Consider the following 21,867-nt stretch of genomic DNA (forward strand, 5'->3'; position numbering starts at 1 on the left):
CGAGACTCTCCCTCGTCGTTAATTTTTTAAATTTGTATTCACCCAATGTGGAAGTTGGCATAACAAAACCACAATAACCGAACACCACATTAACAGTGCAAAAGGCAATGCACTGCCATCATAAAAATACGCAAGAATTGGCCCAGCAAGTGAGCCGATACCAAACCTTAATGTGCCAATAACCGCCGTGGCTGTGCCTGATTCTCGATTAAACTCTAATAATATCAAGGCATCTGTATTGACGGCAATCATTGAAATACTGCCCATCAAAGGTAATAAAACCGCCACTGTATAAATAAGGGATAACTGAAAATACTGCGCAATGACTAATCCACTGGAAGCTAATAAAGCAACCACTAAACCGTACGATTGCATTTTTCTTGAACCCTTTCTAGTCACTAAACGAGTGTTAATAAAATGTGCCGTCATCAAAGTCATGACGTTAATGCCAAATAAAAAACTAAAGGCAAATTCAGACACCTTAAAAACAGTTAAATACACAAAAGGAATTGCGGTAATAAAAGCAAAAAAAGCTAAAGAAATAGCCATAGAGCTCAATAAATCTAATTGCGATTTTTTATGACCGAAAACAATTTTATATCGTGCTAAAAAACTCACCCTTTTTACTTCGATAACTTGTTTTCTTTCCGGTAAAAAGCGATAAGCCAGGCATAAAATTAACAAGCTATATATGCCCAAAACCGTGAAAATAGCCTGCCAGCTATGCAGTAATAAAACGCTGCCAATACTAGGGGCTATCATAGGTGCAACCATCATGATCATAGAAACATAAGAAAAGCCTTTGGCCGTATTATTACCATAACGTTCTTTTATTGTGCCTGGCACAACAACCGTGGCTGCGCTACTTATAAACGCTTGCGCAAATCTTAAAGTTAAAAAGTGTTCAATTGATGTTACAAAAGGAATCGCAAAACTGACGAGTGTAAAGCCTGAAATACCTATGATGACTAATGTTCGTCGGCGATATTTGTCTGCCAATGGACCAAAAAACAATAATCCTAATGCATAACCTAACAAATAAATGCTTAAGCTATTTTGAACAGACGACATATCAGTAGATAATTGCGCGGCAATAATAGGCATTGCCGGTAAATACATATCAATGGCTAAAGGTGAAACCGCAATGATTGAAGCTAATAATGGTAATAATAGCTTTAACGAAACCTGATGATTAGTTTGCTCAGAAGTTGTCATCATTTTTTCGAATACTCAGAAACAAGGCTACCTAAGGTTGCCACCGCGTGATCTATTTTTTCACTCCACTTAATACCAAAACTTAATCGCATATAATTTTTATATTGGCCAGAAGGAGAAAATATTTCTCCCGGAGCAAAACTTACCCCTTGCTCAATCGCTTTAGAAAAAATCTTACTGGTATTAACATGAGAACGACAACGTATCCACAAAACACTTCCTCCTTGCGGTTTTGAAATACACACTTCATGAGGAAAATGTTCCGCGACAAGTTCTCTCATTCGCTCTAGGTTGTAACGTAAGGTTTTCCTCAACACCTGTAAATGACGATCATATTCGCCACTTAATAAATAATCCGTTAATGTCCATTGTTGTAGCATAGCCGTAGAACAAGATTGAGCACGTTTAATTCTTTTAGCTGTTTCTTCAAACTTACCTGGGATCAACCAACCAATCCGATAACCAGGAGCAGCAGTTTTCGAAAAAGAAGAACACGTCATCACCAAGCCTTTTTCAGAATATAATTGAGCGGGTACAGGTCTTGTTTCAGTAAAATAAATATCGCTGTAAACATCATCTTCAATCAGTGGAATATCTCGCGACTCTAACATTTTGACTAGTGCCTGACGTTGTTCGTTAGTCATCAAAGATCCCAACGGGTTATTAATCGCCGTTGAAAATAAGCAAGCCGTTACCTTATGCTGATCGAGTACCTTCGCTAATTCATTAACACACACACCTTCCTCGGTGCAGGTGTAAACTTCTAGCGCTTTCATCCCTAAACTCTCAATCAGCTCAATTAAACCAAAAAAACAGGGAGACTCAACAGCAATTATATCGCCTCTTTTCGCCACACATTGTAAGGCAATGGATAACGCTTCTTGAGCACCGCTCGTGATCACCATGTCCTGATGATTCACATCAACACCTAATTCTTGATACCGTAAGGCTAACGTTAAGCGCAGTTTTGCATCACCATTAATCGGGCCATAACTCACGGCTTTTTCCGCCACTCGACTTAACACAGAACGCATTAATCGCGCCAAAGCCTTATCTGGTGGATGAGCATTAACAGGGTTGGATATTCCTAACGCAACTGTGTCAGGTAAATGAACGGCGTCATATACTTGTTCTATTAAACTTCGACACGATACTTCAACCGGTTGGCAGCAAGCCCATTTAGCTCGCATAGGTAATAAAGTTCTTGCTTGTTTGGCTTTAAGATAATAACCAGATTGTGGACGAGCCGAAATACAACCTTGTCGTTCAAGCTCAATATAAGCTTGCTTGACAGTAGGCACGCTTATGTCAAATTGTCGACTGAGCTTGCGTAAACTAGGCAGCTTATCTCCTGCTCGTAGTGCGCCACTTTCAACTTGTCGATCGATAAAATCGATCACTTGCTGATATAAAAATTCTGAAGATGATTTATCGAGTAATCGCATGATAACGCCGTTTCCAAAACCTAAACTTGAATTACAAACTGTATAGGTATCATTTCTATTTTTTTGTGTATGTTATTACATCAAATTTTCCTTAAACTGTCCATCAATCATTCATATCTCATGACATTTTTGAGATCAAAACTAAGGAGTTTATATGCGTTTAATCAAATCAATACATTCGTGGTTCAAACAATGGTTTAGTGCAAGTTTTAACAGCAATATTTATGAAAGTCTTGCTGCGGTTGAAGCACCATTAAACTCGCTTCGAATAGCTAGATTAGTTAAAGATCAAACTGAGAAATGTTGTCAACGCTAACTTAGTTAGTCGTTTTGAATAATGAAACTAGTGACTTCTATCTTTTTTGCAAACCACTTATTTACCATTAAGTGATATTGCACTACGGCTTGTCGATTCCTTCCTCTTCAAGCCGTTTTTTCTGCAACAAATGAACAGTTAGGTTAACGGTTCATTTTTAACAATTTTAATAGCCTTGCACATTAATAAACACTGCCAATTGGTGAACCCGGCGGCATTTTAATCGTTGATTTAGGTGTCATTAATTTACCTTGACCTAAACTATATTCAATTTGATTTTCTAGTAATGAAAACTGTGCAGCCATCGCTTTATATTTTCTCGATTTTTGATTTTCTTTCAACCAACGCTTTAATTGAGTCAAGCTATAAAACACTTCAGACCTTACTTCGCTCACTAATCCCTTTTGATGCCATAATGCTAGTAAATGCTCAACCACTTGCTGATTAACACGTTGTTGGGTCAGTACTTTCAAAGCTTTTTCAGGCTTACTTTTTATCGTAGATTTTATCAATTTATCGAATAATTCTGCGATTGATAAAACATCAGTATTTAACATCGATTGCTGTTGTAATCGTGCTAAACGTCCCGCGTTTAATAGTAATGTTAAGGTATGTTTTGCACTGGCTTCAGCAGCAGATACCGGGTCAAAAGTTAAGCCTGTATTACTGATAAAGCTTTCACGATCTCGATAGTAACCATATGCTTTGGGGGGAATTAACTTAATTATATGCTCAGGTAAAGTGAGCACGTCGGGTGAAAGAGTAGACAGTAAGGCATTCAATGCTGCTGTTTGCGTTTTACCGTCAACGGTAGCTAATTCAACGTTTTGATTTTCTTCACGCACTTGATAACTATAATCCACCCCAGCAATCAATTTAGCGGTAGCTTCAACCTGAAAACGATGAAAATTATAGATTGGCACTAATACCGGCTCTATTTCAGACAACGGTGTCCCTACAGGAATACTATTAACACCAAAATCAGCAAGAGCTTTTTCTCTTACCGCCAACATTCTTAATAATTCTTGGCTGGCATTTTTACCGTTGTCCCATAAATGTCCGGTGTTATGAGCACCAGAATGTGGGCGTGCATCAGCATCAGACACATATAGCAAACCTTTTTCTTGAGCAGACTTAATCGTACTCGCTAAAAAATTCGATTCATTTTCTTCGGTTAAATCACTGTAGCCATACGCGATAACATGTTTATCCCACACACCAATTTTATCATCGTAAGCCTTTGATAAATCAATTTCACCATTGTTGAGAGTAATAAACGGATGCGGATAATCCATCACAGATGCGCGATCATTCGTACTCGCGGCAAAGTTATGAGCGATACCCAACGTATGACCCACCTCATGAGCCGATAATTGACGAATTCTCGCTAATGCCATTTCTTTCATCGCAGAAGTATCAGTTTCTGCAGTGTCAAAAGGTGAAGTTAAACCAAGAGCAATCAAATAGTCTTGTCTGACTCTTAAAGAGCCTAAAGTTACATGACCTTTCATGATTTCACCGGTACGAGGATCAATAACCGATGAACCATATGACCACCCTCGTGTAGCTCTGTGTACCCATTGAATCACGTTGTAACGCACATCCATTGGGTCAGCATCAGCAGGTAACATTTTCACTTGAAAGGCATCTTTATAACCTATCGCTTCATATGCTTGATTCCACCAACGAGCTCCGTCTAACAATGCACTTTTAACCGGCTCTGGTACGCCAGCATCTAAATAATAAATAATCGGTTCAACGGCTTCGCTGACTTTCGCCGCAGGATTTTTTTTCGTTAATCGATGACGAGGGATCACGCGTTTAATTAATGGTTGATCAATATCACTCGCATAGTCAGCGTAAGAGTGTGACCAAAATCCACTGAATGGATGAAAAGCACGCGTTTGATAATTATCATCCGGTAATTTAATTAATGAATGATGAAGATTTACGGTAATCGCACTATTTTCAGGGGTTACCGTGCGTAAGTATTTACCAGCACCGCTGCCTTTATAAGTAACGGTTGCCTCTAACTCGGTATTTTTGGGAAATGCTTTTATACGTTTTTTATACAAACCACTGCGGCTAGCGTCTATCTTAAAATTGCCTTCTTTACGTCTTTTTAAGGTATCCGAAATATTATGAATATCTGAAAGTAAAAAAGGGGTGTAATCAATTAAAACCACCGCTTTGTCTTTAGAAGTAGTTTCAACCTTAAACCCCCAAATAATTGAGCTGGCAAACGCTTCATTAACTGCTTTTTTTTCTAAAACATTTTGACTGTTTGCTCGATAATAAGTATTTTTTTGACGAAGAAACACTTTATTGCCAACTCGTTCAAATTGCACTAAACGTGTATCACCTAATTGACCACGATCAAGGCCAATATCATTTGAGCCAATACCATGAGGCATTGAGCTTTGAAAAAGAAACGCTTGATCAAATTTATCAATGGCTAAGTAAACTTTGCCTGCTTCATCATCTAAATAAAAAGAAAAATAGCCTTCTTGTAAGGTTTTTCCTTTTATAAAATCACCAAAGCTAGTTGACGCGTGCAGCGAAAAAATACTGCAGGTGAGTAATAAAAGAATATTTTTGAGCAATTTCATATATTTTCCTTTTCAATTGCGCGATACAGAGAAATTTTTCACCGGTAATTAGAGAAAATGGCTACTGATTAACCGGCAATTTATTGTTATAATTAAGATGAACGTCAAAATGAAAATAGGTAATTTTCGGTTATATACCATTTAAGAAATTAGTTTTTCGCATCTGACGATTTAACGCACCTGCTTTACATGAACAGTAAAGGTTCAATAAAGCCAAATAAATATAATATACAATTTACTCAATAACGAGTAAAAATCTTAAAATTAGGTAAAACAATGCAACGACTTGCCCCAGCTTTACGTGAAGATAATGTCTCATTAGATTTAATTTCCCTAATAAAAACCATATTAGCGGCGACAAAAGAAATTTCCTTTCGTGTAAGCCAAGCGCACTTAGGCGGTTTATTGGGTTCAACCTTAGATGAAAATATTCAAGGCGAAGTACAAAAAAAACTTGACGTTGTCGCCAATGAATTAATTAAAGATATATTGTTGGAGTCTGGATTTGTTAAAGCAATATCTTCTGAAGAAGAAGATAATTCAGTTGCCGGTGATGAAGATGGTAAGTTTCTCGTTTCATTTGATCCATTAGATGGTAGTTCAAACATCGATATTAATTCATTAATTGGGACTATTTTCTCAATTCATGAAGCAATTCCAGGCATGGCTGCTGATGATCCAGAGCAATTTAAACAAGCAGGTCATAAACAAGTGTGTGCCGGTTATGTACTATACGGTCCGTCAACCATGTTAGTCATGACAACAGGTAAAGGCACGCATTTTTATGTGTTAGACAGAACCCATGGCGGTTTCTTACTAGTTGAACGCAATGTGCAAGTGCCACAAGACACCAAAGAGTTTGCTGTGAATATGTCTAATCAACGTTTTTGGCAAGCCCCTATGCAAAATTACATTAATGATTTATTAGCCGGAGATACTGGGCCGCGCGGCAAAAACTTTAACATGCGCTGGATAGCAGCAATGGTGGGGGATATTCATCGAGTATTGCAACGAGGTGGGATATTTACCTACCCTGCCGACAGTAAAAATCCAGAGCAACCGTATAAATTACGGTTAATGTATGAAGCGAACCCAATGAGTTACCTTATTGAACAAGCGGGTGGTTTAGCTATGACTTCGAAACAACGCATTATGGATATTGAACCCGAAAGTATTCATCAACGCGTAGAAGTTATCATGGGCTCTAAAAATGAAGTTGAAGCCTGTTTAGCTTATTACCAATAAATTTTTTAAATAAACCTGTCTGCACTTGCTAACTTATGATGCAGACAGGTTTAGTTCACTACTCTCTTTCAAAAAATCTAAAAACTGCTCGGCTAATTTTTCTTAAAGTGTCAGCAAAACTATCGATATTCTGTTAAAAAAAACGTTATTTAATTGACATAAATCAATAAAGGTTTACAATTTTCAGAAATTACTGAAAATTCAAAAATAACTAAAAATTATTTTTGGGAGATAGCTTATGACCGTCACACCAATGCAACAATCACTTATTTCTCATTTTGGTGAAATGGGTTCTCGCTGGGGACTAAATCGCACTTTAGGTCAAATGTATGCATTAATTGTATTAACAGAGCAACCACTAAATGCAGATCAAATTAGCGATGCGTTATTAATTTCTCGCTCTAATGTCAGCATGGGAATTAAAGAATTAAAATCTTGGAATTTAATTAAGCTGCAGCACATTCCAGGCGATCGCAAAGAGTATTTTTCAGCACCAAAAGATATTTGGGAAATAGCACGCACCTTAATTATTGAAAGAAGGAAGCGCGAATTAGACCCAACGTTATCAACCTTCAGGGATGCGCTGTTACAAGATCCCGCCAACGAAGCAGATAAGTACACTCAACAACGTGTACAAGACATGCATGACTTAATGGAAATGGTCACAATTTGGAGCACAGAGCTGCAAAACATGTCTTCAGATAAATTATCCACGCTACTTAAGCTGGGCTCAGGGGTTGGTAAAATTTTAGATGCCAAAGAAAGATTTTTAAGTAAATAACGGAGTGCTACCGCCATGTTAGATGTTGCTGCGGATCCAAATGAATTAAGCTTTATGCTGTCACGCATTCAGTTTGCATTAAATATTAGTTTTCATATTCTTTTCCCGACTATCAACATAGCCTTATGTTGGATGTTGTTATTTTTTAAAGTACGTTATAACCAAACTCAAGATGAAACATGGCAACGTATTTATCGTTTTTGGGTCCGTATTTTTGCGCTAACGTTTGCCATTGGTGTGGTTACCGGTATCACAATGTCGTTTCAATTTGGCACAAATTGGCCAGGTTACATGGAAACGGTTGGCAATATTGCAGGACCATTACTCGGTTATGAAGTATTAACGGCTTTCTTTTTAGAAGCTTCGTTTTTATCCATCATGTTATTTGGGAGTGAACGAGTGTCTGCGCGTGTTCATACGTTTGCCACGTTACTTGTTGCTATTGGCACGACGATGTCAGCCTTTTGGATTCTCGCACTTGACTCATGGATGCAAACCCCACAGGGTTATGAAATGATTGACGGCGTTGCTTATGTTACCAGTTGGCTAGAAGTTATATTTAATCCCTCTATGCCTTACCGAGTTACGCATATGCTTTTAGCTTCGGGACTTACTGCTGCCTTTTTTGTTGCTGGAATTTCTGCCTATCGTATTTATAAAGGTGACCATAAACCTTCCGCGAAAGTGGCCCTTAAATTTGCAATTTTCGTAGCGGCTATCACCATACCCTTACAAATTTTTGTTGGCGATTTACACGGGCTAAATACGTTAAAACATCAACCAGCCAAAATTGCTGCCATGGAAGGAGCTTGGCAGACAGAACAAGGGTTACCTTTAGTATTATTTGCCATTCCGGATGGAAAAGCCCGTGAAAATCATTTTGAAATTGCTATCCCAAATTTAGCGAGTTTAATTTTAACTCATGATATCAATGGCGAAGTAAAAGGGCTAAATGAGTTTAAAGGAGAGCACCCACCTGTTGCTCCCGTGTTTTTCAGCTTTCGTATTATGATTGCCGTTGGTTTATTAATGTTGCTTTCCTCTTGGTTGGGCTGTTACTTTTTTATCTATAAAAAACAATTTCCTGCTTGGTTATTAAAAAGCACCATAGCGATGACTTTTTCAGGCTGGGTAGCCACCATTGCGGGTTGGTATGTTACCGAAATTGGTCGACAACCTTATTTAGTCAGCGGTTTACTCCGAACGCGAGATGCTGTTACCACAACACCTCCAGAAAATATTGCCGTTTCATTAACCATCTATGCATTAGTGTATGCATTTGTACTTTTTGCTTATATCAGCACTTTGTTTGTTATGGCACATCGAGCAATTAATTTAGAACAAAAAGATTTAACACTTTCAGACATGCAAAACGAAAAATTACTGGAAGCGCCTACTAAAGAATCAACCGGGAGTGCCTTATGATAATGCCAGAAAATGATTGGTTACCAGCGATATTTTTAGGGTTAATGGCATTATCGTTTTTAGTGTATGCCATTTTAGACGGATACGATTTAGGCGTTGGTGTATTACTACCAAGAGATACCCCGCTACAAAATAACCAAACGCATCGCGATACGATGATATATTCTATCGGACCATTTTGGGACGCTAATGAAACTTGGCTGGTAATGGCGATAGGCCTGTTGTTAATTGCTTTTCCAAGTGCCCACTCAATTATATTACAAGCGTTATATCTACCTACTTCTCTCATGTTAGTTGGTCTGATTTTACGCGGTATTTCTTTTGATTTTCGCACTAAAGCACCAAGCAAAAATAAAACAAAATGGGACTTAACCTTCAAAGCAGGATCATTACTTGCCACGTTAAGCCAAGGCTATATGTTGGGTCGTTATGTAACGGGTTTTGAAGACACGCTATTTGGTTATAGTTTCTCTGTGCTCGCCAGTATTTGTGTTACTGCAGGCTATTGTTTTATCGGCGCAGCATGGCTAGTCATGCGAACAGAGGGAGAGTTGCAAATTAGAGCAGCAGCTTGGGCGAAAAAATGTAATTTATTAATGGCGATTGGTATTTTTGCGGTTTGTGTCACTAACCTGACGTTTAATCAAACGATTATGGATAAATGGTTAACGTTTCCGCAAATATTAATCATGGTGCCAATTACGGTGTTATTTGCTTGTTTATTTGGCACTGTCCATATTTATTTAACAAAAGTGCCGATGAAAAATGATGTCGGTTGTTGGTATCCTTTTTTCTGTGCCACGTTAATTTTTATTTTATGTTTTATAGGCTTAGCCTATAGTTTTTATCCCTATATCGTTTGGCAAAAAATAACCATATGGGAAGCGGCAAGTGCCCGTAATTCTTTAATGTTTATTTTCGTTGGTGCCGTTGTCGTGTTACCAACTATCATAGCTTACACCATTTTTTCTTATCGAGTATTTTGGGGTAAAACCACTAAGTTGAATTATTAATTGAGTTTACTGGGTTAAATAATCCCGTGAAGCATCAACTCAGTAATAAGTGGTTTATACATTAAACGAAAAAAGCATAAAAACAGCTGGTAAATTTTTACCTTCTCGATAAGTTTTTGCTAGAATAGCGGCAAATTAAGAAAGAGAGATTTACCATGCCTAATTATGTTGTCGGACACAAAATCCCTGACTCAGATTCAATTTGTTCAGCTATTGCCCTTTCATACCTAAAAACAACGTTAGGTGAAGAAACAGTACCTGCACGTTTAGGTGAACTTTCACCTGAAACCTTATTTATTTTAGATAAGTTTGGTTTTGAACAGCCAGAATTAAAAATGAGCTATGCCGGTGAAAGCTTATATATTGTTGATCACTCAGAACGTACCCAAGGTCCTGATGACATTGATGACGCGACTATTTTAGGCATAATTGATCATCATAAATTAGGTGACATTACTACTTCTACTCCCTTAGAAATATGGGTTCGCCCAGTCGGTTGTACCAATACCATTATTAAAATGATGTATGACTTTCATAACGTTGAAATTCCTAAAAATATCGCTGGTGCTATGATGTGTGCGATTTTATCTGACACTGTTGTTTTTAAATCACCAACCTGTACCACGGCCGATATAAAATGTGTTGAAGCATTAGCAGAAATTGCCGGTATCGACGACCCACAAGCAGTCGGCATGGAAATGTTTAAAGTGAAGTCAGCTGTTGAAGGCACGCCGGTTCGTGACTTAGTGCTTCGAGATTTTAAAGATTTCGATATGAACGGCAAGCTCATTGGTATTGGTCAACTTGAAGTGATTGACTTAGCTATTTTTGACGAGATGAAAGCCGACCTTGAAGCTGATATTGCGGCATTAAAAGCAGAAGGTAATCGTCACAGTGTGATTTTACTGTTAACTGACATCATGAAAGAAGGCTCTGAAATGTTAGTCGTCAGTGACAATGCTGATTTAACGGAAAAAGCTTATGGCAAAGCAACCGTTGATGGCAAAGTATGGTTAGATGGCGTGTTATCTCGTAAAAAACAAGTTGTACCACCGTTACAAGAATCTTTAGCGTAGAGGCTCAATCGTTTTAACGTAATACAATAGAAATGTAGATAAAGCTCTGTGACAAATAACGTTACAGAGCTTTTTATGTTCAGGATGAACGGTATGTCGTGGTGCCAAGGATGGCAATAAACGACAATGTTCAGGCCTCTCTTAGGCATCCTGCCTTTCAAGGCATTAGTGCATCCATGCTCATTGAATTACGGTATGTTGAAATTGCAGGAGCATAATTTCGTGTATGTACGACAAGCCGCAGGTGTATTTCAAAATTGTTAGCGTGTTATATTAAGTCAGTAAGAATTAAAAAATACAGGGACTTATATGAACATTGAACACTCTCCTCGTTTAACCTATCGATTAATGGACGAGCATGATGCTGAACTTTTGTTTCAGCTCGACCAAGACCCACTTGTAATGAAGTACATCAGTAATGGCGAAATATCCTCGCGAGAAAAAATAAATGACGTGTTTATTCCTCGTATGCTGGCTTATCGAAATGCAGATAAAGGCTGGGGATTGTGGCAAGTATCGATCAAAGATAGCAATGAATATATTGGCTGGGTACTTGTAAGGCCCATGTACTTTTTTTCTGATAACCCTGAGTTTGACAACCTTGAACTCGGTTGGCGATTTTTTCAATCGTCATGGGGCAAGGGCTACGCGAGTGAAGCCGCTCTACACATCAAAAACACTTTGGCAACAAATAAAAATTATCGCGCTTTTAGTGCCATAGCCGATGAAGGTAATTTAGGCTCAATCGGTGTTATGAAAAATATTGGTATGTCTTACTTAAAAACATATCGACATATTGACCCGTTATTTGAATGTGATGTCTCGTATTATCAAATAGCTAACAACTAGTTAGTGCTCACTTCCAAAAATAAAAAGCCAGCGAATGCTGGCTTGATTAATTAACTAATTATTGCTTTATCACCGTAATGGTAAGGCATGTGCCGCTGACCTAAATATGGTGTTTAATAACATAACATTTAAACCATCAAGATAAGCTCTTGTCGTCGGTTCTTGCGTGAAACTAATGACCATGCCTTTAGCCATAGGTTGGTGAATCAAGTAAGGTTTGTATGCTAGTTGTTTTTTATTTTCTTCCCAAAGGTAACCACTGGCTAACACATTATCAGCACTGCTAAACCAGGCAACGTTCTTTCCTGAGGCGAGTTTAATTGGCGTATATATGTCGTTCCCGTAGGCAATTGCCGTTAAATTTTGATTTACGCCAGCCGTTAACCAATGCTCTTGATCGACTTCAATATTGGCTAATACGCCTGCGACAAAATCGGGTTTTTCTTTTGTATTTTCGCTAGCCTTTATCAAACTTTCTTTTGATGTAAATAACTGGCCAGCTATTTCTGAGTCTTTGGCAGACTCTTTAGCAGGCTTCTTTTTATCTGCCTTAGCTTTAAAGGCCCTTTCTCTTTTCACTGCTAGTAAACCAATGGCTTGATCTGCGGCATACTTAGTCGCTCTACCAAAGGTAATTAACACTCCACCGCGTTTTACCCATTGCTTGATATTATCAGCACCACTTTTACCTAGCGCATCCATATAATTGCCCGACGGTAAAATAAGTACTTGATAATTCGATAAATCAGCCCTTTTAAGCATAGGCGTACGGATTGCTGTTACGGGATAATTAAATTGTCGTTCGATAACAAATCGTGAATTTCCCGCACTCAGTGAGCTTACCGGCTCATCCCATGCCATCGCTATTTTAGGTGCGATCATATTGACAGTATTGCCACTACCAAAACTAGGCCCTTCGGTAACCCAACTGGTATTTACGCCAATAACTTTTGCACCCGTTTGAGCAGCGATTTGCTCTACTTTGCTCGCCAAGCCGTCGTCATTAGCACGCTTTTCAATGATCAATGAACCTGCAGAGAAATGATGCTTATTATCTAAAACAAAGGCTTTATCGGCACTTTTAACAGAAATACCCTGTAATAATGCTGCCGTTAAAAAACGACCTGCCGCCATGTCACCCCACTCAACGACGAAGCCAACAGTTGCATCAATATTTGATACATGGCCAACAAGGTGATCATCAGCTTTCACAAATTCAGTCGTTACTTTTATCGCTTTATTGCAATGCTCGACATCAACATCAAACATTAACGGTAATGACCAACCTGTTGTATCGTATATTTCATCATGTAGTTTTCGACTACGACGACGCTCTTGCTCCTTTATGAACTTACTGTCCATATCGACTTGTTTACTAAAGGTTGTTGTGACAAAGCGTCCTTTCGGTTGTGCTGAATCAATAAAGTAAGCACCCGCTTGGTAGGTTTTCCCACAACTTTTAAATGCTTTTTTCGCTCGATGCACTTCAACGTCATGTTGTGCCATTAACGTAGCTAGGCGATGAGTACCTGCTTTATTACGTTGATTAGGTAAAATATAAATACGCTCTTTTTTATCTTTACCTGCAGCAATTGCATTTACTTGATAATCGTAATAATCATTTAATAACTTTTGATGATTTTCTGATACTGCTTCAGCCGTTGATACAGAAGCCACAAAATGACGGTGCACGGTATTAAAATACGTTAAAACTTCACCGGTTTTCTTTTTATATAATTCACCTCTTGATGAAGAAACTTCATAGGTTGAGGCCGACGCACCATAAAAGGTTGGCCAACTATCGCCATAACCAGGGTAAAAAGCATCAAATATTTCACGGGTGAAAAAGTCAAAACCTAAACGGTCAAAGTGTTTACCGTTATTGCGACCGACAATAGCAATATTATCTATTTGCGTTTTGGTCATATGAGGATTAAACGGTTGAGCGGAAGGTGAAAAGTAATAACTTTGATCACCGCCCATCTCATGCAAATCAATCACCACTAATGGACGGTATTTATTGATTGTTTTAATTCTACCGGCTGTTTCAGGTTGTGTGATGGCTAACCAGTCTCGGTTCATATCAAACAAGTAATGATTGGAACGACCACTTGGCCATGGCTCATTGTGTTCGGCACTTAAACGATCGTCACTGTGTTGCATACCAACCGTTGAATAGTAACGACTGGTAAAGCGAGTACGCCCATCGGGGTTTTGTAGAGGATCAATAAACACTAAGGTATTGGCTAAAATCTTTTGATTGGTAGGTTCATCAGGTGCCGCCAATAAATGATAGGCCATCATCATTGCCGCATCTGTACTACTTATTTCGTTACCATGAACACCATAGCCTAGCCATACTGAAGCAGGTAATTGAGTAATTAGTTTTTTCGCTGTTTTTTTATCGGTTTTTCGAGGGTCTGACAACTGCTGCATTTTATTGGCAAAGTCATCAAGGTTTGCAATATTGTTAGCGTTACCTATCGCCACATATATTAGCTTTCGTCCTTCCCACGTTCGACCATATTCAAGCAGCTTTATTTTTGTCGGTTCAGCGCTTGCTAATGCTTCAAAATATCGCAGCATATCAGAGTAATTCGTAATGCGATCTCCCACCTCGTAGCCCAGTACTTTCTCAAAAGTAGGGATAGAATCGCGGTATTCGCTACCTGGCCACATTTTGCTTGAAGCTGAGTTAGCAAACGAATTTACAGAAATAAGCAAAGTAATCAGTACTGAGCAAATAAATGATAAATATTTGAATATCATGTGATAAAAAGTCCGAAGAAAAAAAGATGCCACTAACCTATCGTTAAGTTTGTATTTTATCAACACTAAAACTGACAAACGGATAAAGTCGTTATAAATGACCCTTATTTTTTATTAAAAAACCCAACCAACTGGATATATAACCAGTATTAAATTACACTATGCTTATTTGTCAAAGTTTAACGATTTCATGAAGCTTTATCTTGCTGAAAAACCCAGTTTAGGTCGTGCAATTGCCGATGCACTCCCAAAACCTCATAAAAAACATCAGGGGTTTATAGAAGTGGGCAATGGTGATGTCGTTTCATGGTGTATTGGGCATATTTTAGAGCAAGCCGATCCTGATAATTATGACGACAAGTATAAAAGGTGGCAATTAGATCACTTGCCGATTGTTCCCGATAAATGGCAACTGAAACCCAAATATAAAACGAAAAGTCAGCTTAGCGTCATCCGAAAATTAGTCAAACAAGCCGACCAATTGATCCATGCGGGAGATCCAGACAGGGAAGGACAATTATTAATTGATGAAGTTATCGATTACCTAAATGTTGATGAAGATAAAAAAAAGCGAACTCAACGGTTATTAATCAGTGATTTAAATCGTTCGGCCGTTCAGCGAGCGCTACAACAATTGCAATCCAATACTGCATTTATGCCTTTATCCGTGTCTGCTTTAGCAAGAAGTAGAGCCGATTGGCTATACGGTATCAATTTAACCCGCGCTTACACCATTCAAGGCGGCAAAGTAGGTTATCAAGGCGTGTTGTCGGTCGGTAGAGTACAAACCCCTATTTTAGGTTTAGTGGTCAACAGAGATGATGAAATTAACCAGTTTGTTGCCAAACCTTACTATCAAGTAACCGCAGATATTCAGACAAAAAATAGCGAAAGCTTTATCGCTACATGGCAACCGAGTGCAGCTTGCCAGCCTTATATGGACGATGAAGGCCGTGTGCTAGTAAAAAGCCTCGCTGAAAACGTTATCCAGCGTATTACAAATCAACCAGCGAAGGTTAGCACGGTTAAAAAAGAACAAAAACAGCAACCACCACCTTTGCCTTTTAACCTTTCTGCTCTGCAAATTGCCGCCGCGACGCAATATTCAATGAATGCAAAATTGGTGTTAGACGTTTGCCAAACTCTGTATGAAAAACATAAATTGATCACTTACCCTAGATCCGATTGTCGATATTTACCAGCCGAACAGCACCAACAAGCAACGACTATTTTAAAACATTTATCGCAATTAGATGGCCCCTTGAGCGAGGCCGCTATTAATGCCAACTCGGTATTAAAAAGTAAGGCTTGGAATAGCAAAAAAATAACAGCTCATCACGCGATTATACCTACAGAAAAGCCGTCACAAAACATCACCTTAAACAGTTTTGAAAAGAACGTTTATCAACTGATCACCAGACAATATCTTGCTCAATTCTATCCAGCTTATTTATATAACCATACGAAAGTTGACCTAGATATTGCCGGCGGCTTATTCACAGCGAGTGCAAATGTCCCGAAGCAAATTGGCTGGAAGTGTTTGTATAAAAAGGAAAATAAAAACAATGAAGCTGATGCGGTACAATATTTACCTGAGATAAACAAAGGGGACATTTTACATTGCCAACAAGGTAACTTGTTGAAAAAAATGACCCAAGCACCTAAGGCCTTCACTGATGCGACATTATTAGCCGCTATGACCGGCATCAGCCGTTTTGTTACCGATAAACAGCTTAAATCGATATTAAAAGCAACTGATGGTTTGGGAACGGAAGCAACGCGGGCTAACATTATCGAATTATTATTTAAGCGAGGATTCTTAAAGCGACAGGGAAAACTAATTCATGCAACAGATGCAGGCAAAGGACTAATTAATGCATTACCTGAGCAATGTACAACCCCCGATATGACCGCTCAATGGGAAGCTATGCTAAATAACATCAGTGAAAAAAAATCAACTTATCAAAACTTTATGCAGCCTTTATCCGAAACAATACATGATTTAGTTACGATTGCATCTAGCCATTTACCCACCTCTTTAAAAGGGATCAAATCAAGCCAAAAGCCTGCTTATATGAAGAAACGTAGGCGGAAGAAAAATGCTGTCTAAAGTTAGTTTGAATTCATCAACACGCTAACCGTTCAATTTTAAGCAAACAAAAAAGCTCACCGCAGTGAGCTTTAAAAAACAATTAGGTGTAAAATTTAGAAATACTAAACTCTCTCAATAACCGTTGCGATACCTTGGCCTAAGCCAATACACATAGTTGCTAAACCAATATTAACATCTTGGCCTTCCATCAAGTTCAACAACGTACCTGTGATACGAGAGCCAGAACAACCTAATGGGTGACCTAAGGCAATAGCGCCGCCGTTTAGGTTGATCATTTCATCAGCTCTGTCTTCTAAACCTAACGCGCGAACACAAGATAACGCTTGTGCAGCAAAGGCTTCATTAAACTCAGCTAATTCGATATCCGCCAGTGTTAAACCTGCTCGTTTTAACGCTTTTTTCGTGGCTGGCACTGGACCAAAGCCCATGGTTGATGGATCGCAACCAGCAACCCCCATTCCGCGAATTTTAGCGCGCGGTGTTAATCCAAGCTCTTTTGCTCTATCCGCTGACATCACTAACATTGCAGATGCACCATCAGATAATGCTGATGAAGTACCAGCGGTAACTGTGCCATTAACAGGATCAAACACGGGGCGTAAGCCTGCTAAGGTTTCTACCGTAGTTTCAGGACGAATCACTTCATCATGTTCAACAAGAGTTAACGCGCCCATGGCATCATGACCTTGAGTTGCGACAATTTCATTCGCCCAACGACCATCAAGTGTAGCTTGGTGAGCACGTTGATGTGAACGAGCAGCAAAAGCATCTTGCTGTTCACGGGTAATACCATGTTGTTTACCGAGTAACTCAGCAGTTAAACCCATGTTTCCCGCAGCACGAGAGATGTATTTACTTAACGCCGGATCAAAATCCACGTCATACATCATAGGAACATGGCCCATATGTTCAACACCGCCAACAATGAAAACATCGCCTTGACCCGCCATAATATTCGTTGTGGCATCATGTAATGCTTGCATCGATGAACCACATAAACGGTTCACAGTAACGGCACCGACAGACTTGGGAATACTTGTTAATAATTGAGCATTACGAGCAATGTTAAAGCCTTGTTCTTTCGTTTGCTTAACATTTCCCCAAATAATATCTTCAATTAATGCTGGATCTAAATTTGGGTTTCTCACTAATAGCTGTTGCATTAAGTGTGCAGATAACCCTTCAGCACGTACGTTACGAAAAACACCCGCTTTAGAGCGCCCCATTGGTGTACGAATACAATCGACAATTACGACTTCTTTCATGATGGTCTCCTAAGCTGTTTTAACGTCAGTAGTGAAATAAGATTTACCTGAGGCTGCCATATCTCGCATACCCTCTGTAACTTGATAAATTTCACCTAAGTGGGCAAATTTATCTGCCATTTCGATAAAGTTAGTTAAACCAACGGTTTCTAAGTAACGAATTGGTCCGCCTCTAAATGGTGGGAATCCCAAGCCATAAATTAAGCCCATGTCAGCTTCGGCGGCGGTATCAACAACACCTTCTTCTAAACATCGAACCACTTCGTTCACCATAGGGACCATTAAGCGAGCAATAATCTCATCGGCAGTAAACTCTTTTGACTCAACTTTAAACAAATCATATGCAGCTTGGGCAGCAATTTTTGTTGGCTTGCCACGTTTGTCTTTACCGTAATCAAAGAAACCACCACCATTTTTCTGTCCTAAACGATTAGCATTGTATAAAGCGCTAACAGGATCATTATCAATTTTTGCCATACGTGTTGGGAAACCAGCCGACATAACACCTGTACAATGATCCGCCGTGTCAATTCCTACAACATCTAACAAGTATGCTGGACCCATTGGCCAACCAAACTGTTTTTCCATCACTTTATCAACTGCAGTAAAGTCAGCGCCTTCAAGCACTAACTGACTAAAACCGGCAAAATATGGAAATAGTACTCGATTGATATAAAAACCAGGACAATCATTTACAACGATAGGTGATTTACCCATTTTAGCGGCATATGCAACCACAGTTGCGATTGTTTCATCGGATGTTTCTTTGCCACGAATAATTTCAACTAAAGGCATTTTATTGACTGGATTGAAAAAATGCATGCCACAAAACTTATCTTTGCGCTTTACACTCTCGGCAAGTAAATCGATCGAAATAGTTGAAGTGTTTGAGGTAATAACTGCATCTTCGGCAACATATGTTTCAACTTCAGCTAATACTGCCGCTTTTACTTTCGGATTTTCAACAACCGCCTCAACGACAATATCAACGTCTTTCACGCTGTCGTAACTAAGCGTTGGGGTAATATTGTTTAACACGCCTGCCATTTTCTTAGCATTAATGCGACCACGATCAGCAAGCTTTGATAAAATACCTGCAGCCGTTGTTAACCCTAAATCAAGCGCTTGATTGTTAATATCTTTCATGACAATCGGCGTGCCTTTATATGCTGATTGATAAGCAATACCGCCGCCCATAATACCGGCACCTAACACAGCAGCACGTTCAACGGATTTCGTTGCTAATTTACCAGCCTTTTTGGCTTTACCTTTAACCACTTGGTCCGCAAGGAACAATCCAATTTGCGCGGTCGCGGCATCCGTTTTCGCTAAAGCTGCAAATCCTTGGTTTTCTAGTGCCATTGCACCTTCTCGACCTAATCCAGCCGCAGCTTCTATCGTTTTCACGGTTGTCATAGGTGCAGGGTAATGTTTGCCTGCTTTTGCTGCGATCATGCCTTTGCAAGTAGTAAAAGTCATCACAGTTTCAGTTGGCGATAACTTTAAAGGCTCTAATTTTGGTAGACGTTTGGCGCGCCAATCTAACTTGCCATCAATCGCTTGTTGTAAGGTAGTTAAAGCAGCTTCACGTAAATTTTCAGGTGCAACAACGGCATCTAAAACACCTGCCGCTAAAGCCTGTTCAGCTTTATGCGCTTTACCTGTCGACATCCACTCTATGGCGTTGTCAGCGCCAATAAGGCGCGGTAAACGAACGGTGCCACCAAAGCCAGGCATTAACCCAAGTTTGACTTCTGGTAAACCAATAGAACATGTTGTATCGGCAATACGATATTCACACGCTAAAGAAAATTCACAACCACCACCTAACGCAAAACCATTTAACGCCACGACTTTTGGTAGTTCAATATCTTCAAAAGCATCAAAAACATCAGAACCTTGTTTTATCCAAGGAATAAGTTCATTTTCGGGCTTCTTGAAAATTTCTAAAAATTCTGTGATGTCTGCACCAACAATAAAGTTAGCTTTACCCGAGGTAATTAATACCCCTTTTGCTTCATCGCAGTTGTTAATCGCTGCAATAACCGCTTTATATTCTTCAAATGTAGCCTGATCGAATTTGTTTACCGAACCTTCAGCGTCAAATTTAAATTCAACAACGCCATTGTCCAATAACTTGGCAGAAAGGCTTTTGCCTTGAAATAACATGCCTAGTCTCCTCACTTTTCATTAACGTAAAATTAGGGGTTAATAGTTGTGCTTTTAATAATAGTCGATTGAGTGTGCCTTGAAAGAAAACTAAAAGCAATAAATTTAAACAAGCGTTTTAAATATACGTATGAAAAAATATTATGTTATAGAGATTATAATCAACCTTTTTTATACAACTAACTGATTAATGGAAATAAATATATTAACTGTATTAGATATAATGAAATTCGAGTACAAATAAACAACAATATAAATAGGTAATACTGGTGATTTACCGTAAAATATATTTTATTTTTCTCTCAAGATTGATATGAATTTATCTAAGATCACCCAACGCCCCGAAAACCTTTTGCTTGCCATGGCATTTATTATGCCGCTCGTTTTCTCTGTTTGGATGGCACTACTTAATAACTTTGTTATAGAAAAAGCACATTTCACTGGGAAAGAAATCGGTATCTTACAAAGTTTACGTGAGGTACCTGGCTTTTTAGCTTTTACGGTTATTTATCTCTTACTTTTTGTAAAAGAACAAAAATTGGCAATTATTTCGCTATTTATTACCGCCTTTGGCGTTGCTGCTACAGGTTATTTTCCAAGTGTCTACGGCTTATATATCACTACAGTTATTATGTCGGTAGGGTTTCATTACTTTGAAACCGTTAATCAATCCTTAACTCTGCAATGGATAAATAAAGACAATACTGCGCATTTCATGGGAAGAATGTTATCGGCAAAGTCTGCGGCATCTCTATTAGCTTTTAGCAGTATTTGGCTATTAATGGAAAAATTTACGTGGTCATATCAAGCCACCTACACTTTATTTGGCGGTATCGCGATAATATTTACCTTATTCTTAGCCCTGACTTTTAAACAGTTCCCTGTTCATGTTGAACAAGATAAAAAACTGATCCTAAGAAAGCGATATTGGTTATTTTACGCTTTAACATTTTTCAGTGGTGCACGCAGACAAATATTTGTTGTTTTCGCTGGCTTTTTAATGGTTGAAAAATTTGGATATAGCGTGGCTGATATTAGTGCTTTATTTCTAATAAATTATATTTTCAATTGGCTGTTTGCCGCTCGAATTGGCAAATTAATTGGAATTATTGGTGAACGACGAATTTTAAAATTTGAGTACATTGGTTTGATCACACTGTTTATCGCATATGGCTTAGTTGAAAACTCCACTGTCGCAGCCGTCCTCTATGTTATTGACCATTTGTTTTTCGCATTAGCCATTGCGATTAAAACCTATTTTCAAAAAATTGCTAAACCTGAAGATATTGCTTCAAGTGCTGGTGTGAGTTTTTCTATTAACCATATTGCTGCAGTAGTAATTCCAGCTTTATTAGGCATGGTATGGATTATTAACTCTTCTTGGGTATTTTATGTCGGCGCTGGCTTTGCTTTTTGTTCGTTATGTTTAGCGCATTTAATTCCAACAACACCAAAACAGGGCATTGAACTTAAATTTCAAGAAAGTTAATGCGCCAAAAATGCCGAAAAAAAAGTTGTGTCATTTTTTAGAAAAACGACACAACTTTTATTGGGTTTGCTAGGTGTTAAGCCCATTA

15 protein-coding genes are annotated in these 21,867 nt (G+C 38.7%); 9 read left to right on the top strand and 6 right to left on the bottom strand.

The features are described from left to right. Positions 1–18: 18 nt before the first annotated feature. Together ABXH06_RS07445 and ABXH06_RS07450 are read right to left on the bottom strand one after the other, a co-directional pair. On the bottom strand, positions 19–1,218 hold the full coding sequence (locus tag ABXH06_RS07445) for a multidrug effflux MFS transporter (protein ID WP_353517809.1): 1,200 nt from the start codon (positions 1,216–1,218) through the stop codon (positions 19–21). Continuing rightward, the gene (locus ABXH06_RS07450) at positions 1,215–2,660 is read right to left on the bottom strand and encodes an aminotransferase-like domain-containing protein (RefSeq protein ID WP_353517810.1); all 1,446 of its coding nucleotides are present in this window, start codon (positions 2,658–2,660) and stop codon (positions 1,215–1,217) included. The genes ABXH06_RS07445 and ABXH06_RS07450 overlap by 4 nt, the downstream gene beginning before the upstream one ends. Positions 2,661–2,814: 154 nt before the next feature. On the opposite strand from ABXH06_RS07450, the gene ABXH06_RS07455 reads away from it, so the two are divergent. Beyond that, a complete protein-coding gene (locus ABXH06_RS07455; protein WP_311584038.1) occupies positions 2,815–2,976 on the top strand; it encodes a hypothetical protein in 162 nt (53 codons plus the stop codon). A 182-nt stretch (positions 2,977–3,158) separates the two neighbouring features. Here the strand turns inward: ABXH06_RS07455 and ABXH06_RS07460 are convergent, their stop codons facing one another. Then, on the bottom strand, positions 3,159–5,585 hold the full coding sequence (locus ABXH06_RS07460) for a zinc-dependent metalloprotease (RefSeq protein ID WP_353517811.1): 2,427 nt from the start codon (positions 5,583–5,585) through the stop codon (positions 3,159–3,161). 276 nt (positions 5,586–5,861) lie between these two features. Between ABXH06_RS07460 and ABXH06_RS07465 the strand changes: the two genes are divergently transcribed. The 6 genes from ABXH06_RS07465 (at position 5,862) to ABXH06_RS07490 (ending at position 11,974) form a co-directional block, all read left to right on the top strand. Beyond that, positions 5,862–6,830: a class 1 fructose-bisphosphatase gene (locus tag ABXH06_RS07465; protein ID WP_311584043.1), complete on the top strand. Its 969-nt coding sequence runs from the start codon at positions 5,862–5,864 to the stop codon at positions 6,828–6,830. A gap of 238 nt (positions 6,831–7,068) precedes the next feature. Then, positions 7,069–7,611, top strand: coding sequence for a GbsR/MarR family transcriptional regulator (locus ABXH06_RS07470; protein WP_311584045.1), 543 nt, complete (start codon positions 7,069–7,071; stop codon positions 7,609–7,611). Positions 7,612–7,626: 15 nt separating this feature from the next. Next, positions 7,627–9,036, top strand: coding sequence for a cytochrome ubiquinol oxidase subunit I (locus ABXH06_RS07475; protein WP_353517812.1), 1,410 nt, complete (start codon positions 7,627–7,629; stop codon positions 9,034–9,036). Further along, positions 9,033–10,049, top strand: coding sequence for a cytochrome d ubiquinol oxidase subunit II (gene cydB / locus ABXH06_RS07480; RefSeq protein ID WP_353517813.1), 1,017 nt, complete (start codon positions 9,033–9,035; stop codon positions 10,047–10,049). Before ABXH06_RS07475 ends, cydB begins: the two co-directional genes overlap by 4 nt. A 155-nt stretch (positions 10,050–10,204) precedes the next feature. Further along, positions 10,205–11,125, top strand: a complete 921-nt coding sequence (locus ABXH06_RS07485) for a manganese-dependent inorganic pyrophosphatase (RefSeq protein WP_311584052.1) — start codon at positions 10,205–10,207, stop codon at positions 11,123–11,125. Positions 11,126–11,434: 309 nt separating this feature from the next. Beyond that, positions 11,435–11,974 carry a GNAT family N-acetyltransferase gene (locus tag ABXH06_RS07490; protein WP_353517814.1) on the top strand — a complete coding sequence of 180 codons (540 nt, stop codon included), beginning with the start codon at positions 11,435–11,437 and terminating at the stop codon, positions 11,972–11,974. A gap of 69 nt (positions 11,975–12,043) precedes the next feature. On the opposite strand, the gene ABXH06_RS07495 is transcribed toward ABXH06_RS07490, so the two are convergent. Next, positions 12,044–14,743: a M14 family metallopeptidase gene (locus ABXH06_RS07495; protein WP_311584061.1), complete on the bottom strand. Its 2,700-nt coding sequence runs from the start codon at positions 14,741–14,743 to the stop codon at positions 12,044–12,046. A gap of 190 nt (positions 14,744–14,933) precedes the next feature. On the opposite strand from ABXH06_RS07495, the gene ABXH06_RS07500 reads away from it, so the two are divergent. Then, complete coding sequence (locus ABXH06_RS07500; protein ID WP_353517815.1) at positions 14,934–16,853, top strand: DNA topoisomerase III; 1,920 nt, start codon at positions 14,934–14,936, stop codon at positions 16,851–16,853. A 104-nt stretch (positions 16,854–16,957) separates the two neighbouring features. On the opposite strand, the gene fadA is transcribed toward ABXH06_RS07500, so the two are convergent. Together fadA and fadB are read right to left on the bottom strand one after the other, a co-directional pair. Next, the gene (gene fadA, locus ABXH06_RS07505; protein WP_353517816.1) at positions 16,958–18,121 is read right to left on the bottom strand and encodes an acetyl-CoA C-acyltransferase FadA; all 1,164 of its coding nucleotides are present in this window, start codon (positions 18,119–18,121) and stop codon (positions 16,958–16,960) included. A gap of 9 nt (positions 18,122–18,130) precedes the next feature. Further along, a complete protein-coding gene (gene fadB / locus ABXH06_RS07510) occupies positions 18,131–20,290 on the bottom strand; it encodes a fatty acid oxidation complex subunit alpha FadB (RefSeq protein ID WP_353517817.1) in 2,160 nt (719 codons plus the stop codon). A gap of 313 nt (positions 20,291–20,603) precedes the next feature. Here fadB and ABXH06_RS07515 point away from each other — a divergent pair, with 313 nt between their 5' ends. Next, positions 20,604–21,779 (top strand): MFS transporter, encoded by a 1,176-nt coding sequence (locus ABXH06_RS07515; protein WP_311584075.1) that lies wholly within the window; start codon positions 20,604–20,606, stop codon positions 21,777–21,779. The last annotated feature ends 88 nt before the right edge of the window (positions 21,780–21,867 follow it).

It is taken from the genome of Thalassotalea sp. SU-HH00458 (genome assembly GCF_040362795.1).
Classification (GTDB): Bacteria; Pseudomonadota; Gammaproteobacteria; order Enterobacterales; family Alteromonadaceae; genus Thalassotalea_H; species Thalassotalea_H castellviae.

Excerpts from the sequence above, each read along its gene's own strand:
- ABXH06_RS07445 (WP_353517809.1), bottom strand. The coding sequence starts at position 1,218 with ATGATGACAACTTCTGAGCAAACTAATCATCAGGTTTCGTTAAAGCTA.
- ABXH06_RS07450 (WP_353517810.1), bottom strand. The coding sequence starts at position 2,660 with ATGCGATTACTCGATAAATCATCTTCAGAATTTTTATATCAGCAAGTG.
- ABXH06_RS07455 (WP_311584038.1), top strand. The coding sequence starts at position 2,815 with ATGCGTTTAATCAAATCAATACATTCGTGGTTCAAACAATGGTTTAGT.
- ABXH06_RS07460 (WP_353517811.1), bottom strand. The coding sequence starts at position 5,585 with ATGAAATTGCTCAAAAATATTCTTTTATTACTCACCTGCAGTATTTTT.
- ABXH06_RS07465 (WP_311584043.1), top strand. The coding sequence starts at position 5,862 with ATGCAACGACTTGCCCCAGCTTTACGTGAAGATAATGTCTCATTAGAT.
- ABXH06_RS07470 (WP_311584045.1), top strand. The coding sequence starts at position 7,069 with ATGACCGTCACACCAATGCAACAATCACTTATTTCTCATTTTGGTGAA.
- ABXH06_RS07475 (WP_353517812.1), top strand. The coding sequence starts at position 7,627 with ATGTTAGATGTTGCTGCGGATCCAAATGAATTAAGCTTTATGCTGTCA.
- cydB (WP_353517813.1), top strand. The coding sequence starts at position 9,033 with ATGATAATGCCAGAAAATGATTGGTTACCAGCGATATTTTTAGGGTTA.
- ABXH06_RS07485 (WP_311584052.1), top strand. The coding sequence starts at position 10,205 with ATGCCTAATTATGTTGTCGGACACAAAATCCCTGACTCAGATTCAATT.
- ABXH06_RS07490 (WP_353517814.1), top strand. The coding sequence starts at position 11,435 with ATGAACATTGAACACTCTCCTCGTTTAACCTATCGATTAATGGACGAG.
- ABXH06_RS07495 (WP_311584061.1), bottom strand. The coding sequence starts at position 14,743 with ATGATATTCAAATATTTATCATTTATTTGCTCAGTACTGATTACTTTG.
- ABXH06_RS07500 (WP_353517815.1), top strand. The coding sequence starts at position 14,934 with ATGAAGCTTTATCTTGCTGAAAAACCCAGTTTAGGTCGTGCAATTGCC.
- fadA (WP_353517816.1), bottom strand. The coding sequence starts at position 18,121 with ATGAAAGAAGTCGTAATTGTCGATTGTATTCGTACACCAATGGGGCGC.
- fadB (WP_353517817.1), bottom strand. The coding sequence starts at position 20,290 with ATGTTATTTCAAGGCAAAAGCCTTTCTGCCAAGTTATTGGACAATGGC.
- ABXH06_RS07515 (WP_311584075.1), top strand. The coding sequence starts at position 20,604 with ATGAATTTATCTAAGATCACCCAACGCCCCGAAAACCTTTTGCTTGCC.